The organism is Rhodoferax sp. ZS1R8, from assembly GCF_056521325.1.
In genome coordinates this window covers 1-2,577 of the sequence record NZ_JBWMBA010000023.1, presented here as the reverse complement: position 1 = coordinate 2,577, position 2,577 = coordinate 1, and the positions used below count along the sequence as shown (strand labels likewise).

The 2,577-nt window shown below is 60.6% G+C and carries 2 protein-coding genes and 1 pseudogene; 2 read left to right on the top strand and 1 reads right to left on the bottom strand.

Annotated features, from left to right (window positions below; translation table 11 throughout):
• A partial coding sequence (locus tag AC097P_RS23300) for a TetR/AcrR family transcriptional regulator C-terminal domain-containing protein (RefSeq protein WP_479612822.1) occupies positions 1 to 286 on the top strand: 286 nt, incomplete at its 5' end.
• A 293-nt stretch (positions 287 to 579) separates the two neighbouring features.
• Positions 580 to 1,959, top strand: coding sequence for an IS4 family transposase (locus AC097P_RS23295; protein ID WP_479612821.1), 1,380 nt, complete (start codon positions 580 to 582; stop codon positions 1,957 to 1,959).
• Positions 1,960 to 2,164: 205 nt separating this feature from the next.
• On the opposite strand, the pseudogene AC097P_RS23290 reads toward AC097P_RS23295, so the two are convergent.
• Positions 2,165 to 2,380: pseudogene (locus AC097P_RS23290) on the bottom strand (acyl-CoA thioesterase domain-containing protein); the annotation flags it as partial.
• Between the last annotated feature and the right edge of the window lie 197 nt (positions 2,381 to 2,577).

Here is a 2,577-nt window from a genome sequence, read left to right as displayed (position 1 = left end):
ACTCAGCCCTGAGCTGGCCGACCAGTTGCGTAACGTCATAGACGGCCACATCTATGGCTTTACGCTCCAAAAGCTGTTGTTTCCCCTGGCAGAGAGCACCTATGCCGAGGCGGCAAAACACTTTCTCCCCATGCTCCCGCGCGAGGTCTACCCCCACATGAGGGCTTTGACAGAACGGGTGATTGACGGCGCTTACGACGGCATGCACCAGTTTGATTTCGGTCTCGATCTGATTCTGCATGGCTTCGTGGCGCATCGCGCGCAGACCGCAGGTATTGCCCGATAAATTCACAACCCCTTGCAGATGTGGACGAGCGATTGTTTCCACTCACTGAAGTCAATCAAATTGGTATCTGATACCGTACCGTTTACCGGGCCATGCTGGGCAAGAGCGCTGGTGTGGTTGTTGCCGACCGGTTGCGCAAAGTCTTAAGGGGAATGGCACTTACTTAAGGCCCCTGACGTTGAAGTCACGAACGTAAGCATTTGAATTTGAAGAGAAAAGGAGGTGGCTGACCAAGGGATTGATAGGATGGTTGTTACGAAGCACCCAAACCATCTTTCGAAAGGCCAGCCACCATGAATCGTAATGCACGAAGCGCTTTGCATCAACGTCGCAGCAGTATCGGACCCCGGGCACGGGCAACCCAGGCGGTGGAGTTTTTCAACGTACTGACGAGTCCGGAATTGCTTGCGACGACCGAAGCGCTACTGCCCGAGCACCGTGAGCGGTTGTATCCGCCGACGGTTGCGCTGTCGATGTTCATGCGTCAGGTGCTGGAGGCCGATGGCTCGTGCCAGAAGGCGGTCAACGGCTGGGCAGCGCAACGCGCGGCCGATGGGCTCACCCCGTGCAGCGTTCGCACCGGCGGGTTTTGCCGGGCTCGCCAGCGTCTGCCGCTGGAGATGGTCAGCACGCTTACGCGCGAAACAGGCCGCCTGCTCAGCCAGAAGGCGCTGGCGCAATGGCTGTGGCGCGGGCGCTCCGTGAAGCTGGTGGACGGCACCGGGATCTCGATGCCCGATACGCAGCAGAACCAGGAGCGTTACCCCCAGCCCAGCACCCAGGCCCCTGGAGTGGGGTTTCCTCTGGCACGCCTGGTCATGGTGATTTGCCTGGCCACTGGCGCGGCGCTCGATATGGCGATGGGGCCGCACAGCGGCAAGGGCAGCGGTGAACTCGGACTGGTACGCGGTTTGCTCGAAGGCTTCTGCCCAGGCGATGTGATGCTGGCCGATGCCCTGTACTGCAACTATTTTTTGATCGCCACCCTCATGGGCGCAGGCGTGGACGTGTTGTTCGAGCAAAACGGCTCGCGCATCACCGACTTCCGCCGTGGTCAGTCGCTGGGTACGCGGGACCACATCGTGCATTGGCCCAAGCCTGCGGCGCGTCCACAGTGGATGACGCCCGAGCAGTACGCTGACTTCCCCGACGAAATCACGGTCCGCGAAGTCAAAGTCTCACATCAAGTGCTGGTCACTACGCTGCTCGATCACCGCCGGGTCAGCAAGGACGATCTCTCGGCGCTGTATGCGCGTCGCTGGAACGTCGAACTCGACCTGCGCAACCTCAAGACCACCACGGGCATGGATGTGCTGAGCTGCCAGACGCCGCAGATGAATGAGAAGCAACTGTGGGTCCATCTACTGGCCTACAACGTGATCCGACTGCTCATGGCGCAGGCCGCCTGCAATGCCGGCATAGACCCGCGTGAGCTGAGCTTCAAGCACACCGTGCAACTGTGGACGGAGTGGGTCTCTCGAGGTCTGTCGGCTGCGAAGGATGGCGGGCGGCTATTCACGCTAATCGCCCAATGCAGGGTGGGCAATCGACCCGGACGCATTGAGCCGCGAATGCGAAAGCGACGCCCCAAACCCTACCCGTGGTTGAAGATTCCACGCGCCCAGGCTCGACGAAAGATCGAGCTCCATGGTCACGCGTGGGAGACAAAGTAAGTGCCATTCGGGTTAGGCTGGTGTCGCCACTGCCATCCCAGACCAGGGGCATTGCACCGGCAATGGGCCGCATGTCGTACTGTTTAATCCACTCCATAGGCATGGGTCCCTTGCCATACGGCGTGTCCTCGGGAGGAGGGCACAGGGGCATGGTGTCTTCATCCACGCCCCAGGTGTCGCGGCGCAGTGCGGTAAACGCGGTACCGGTGAGCACGGCCTCGCACTTTTGCAGAACTTCAATGATCCAGTGCTGGGTAGAGCGGTTGGTGCGCGCGGCGCGTGCCTGCACCACAAACGGCCCCGGCTCCAGGGCCGCAGCAAAGTTGATGGTCAGCGACACCGGGTCGCCCAGACGATTGGGGTGCAGCAGCACTGCGTTCAGCATTTGTGCCGCGCTGATGCCGCCAAACGGGCCCACCATGTTGGCATAAGCCGCGCTGGTGTGGCCGGCAAAACTGCCGTCGCTCTGCAGCTCCAGGGCTATGGCCTGGTCAAAAACATGGCTACTCAAATCGGTTTCTCCCATTAAAAAAGGCCACCAACAGGCGACCTTGGGCTGGGCTCAATCAGGGAGATCAGACGCGCTCAAAAATGCCTGCAGCACCCTGCCCCGTACCC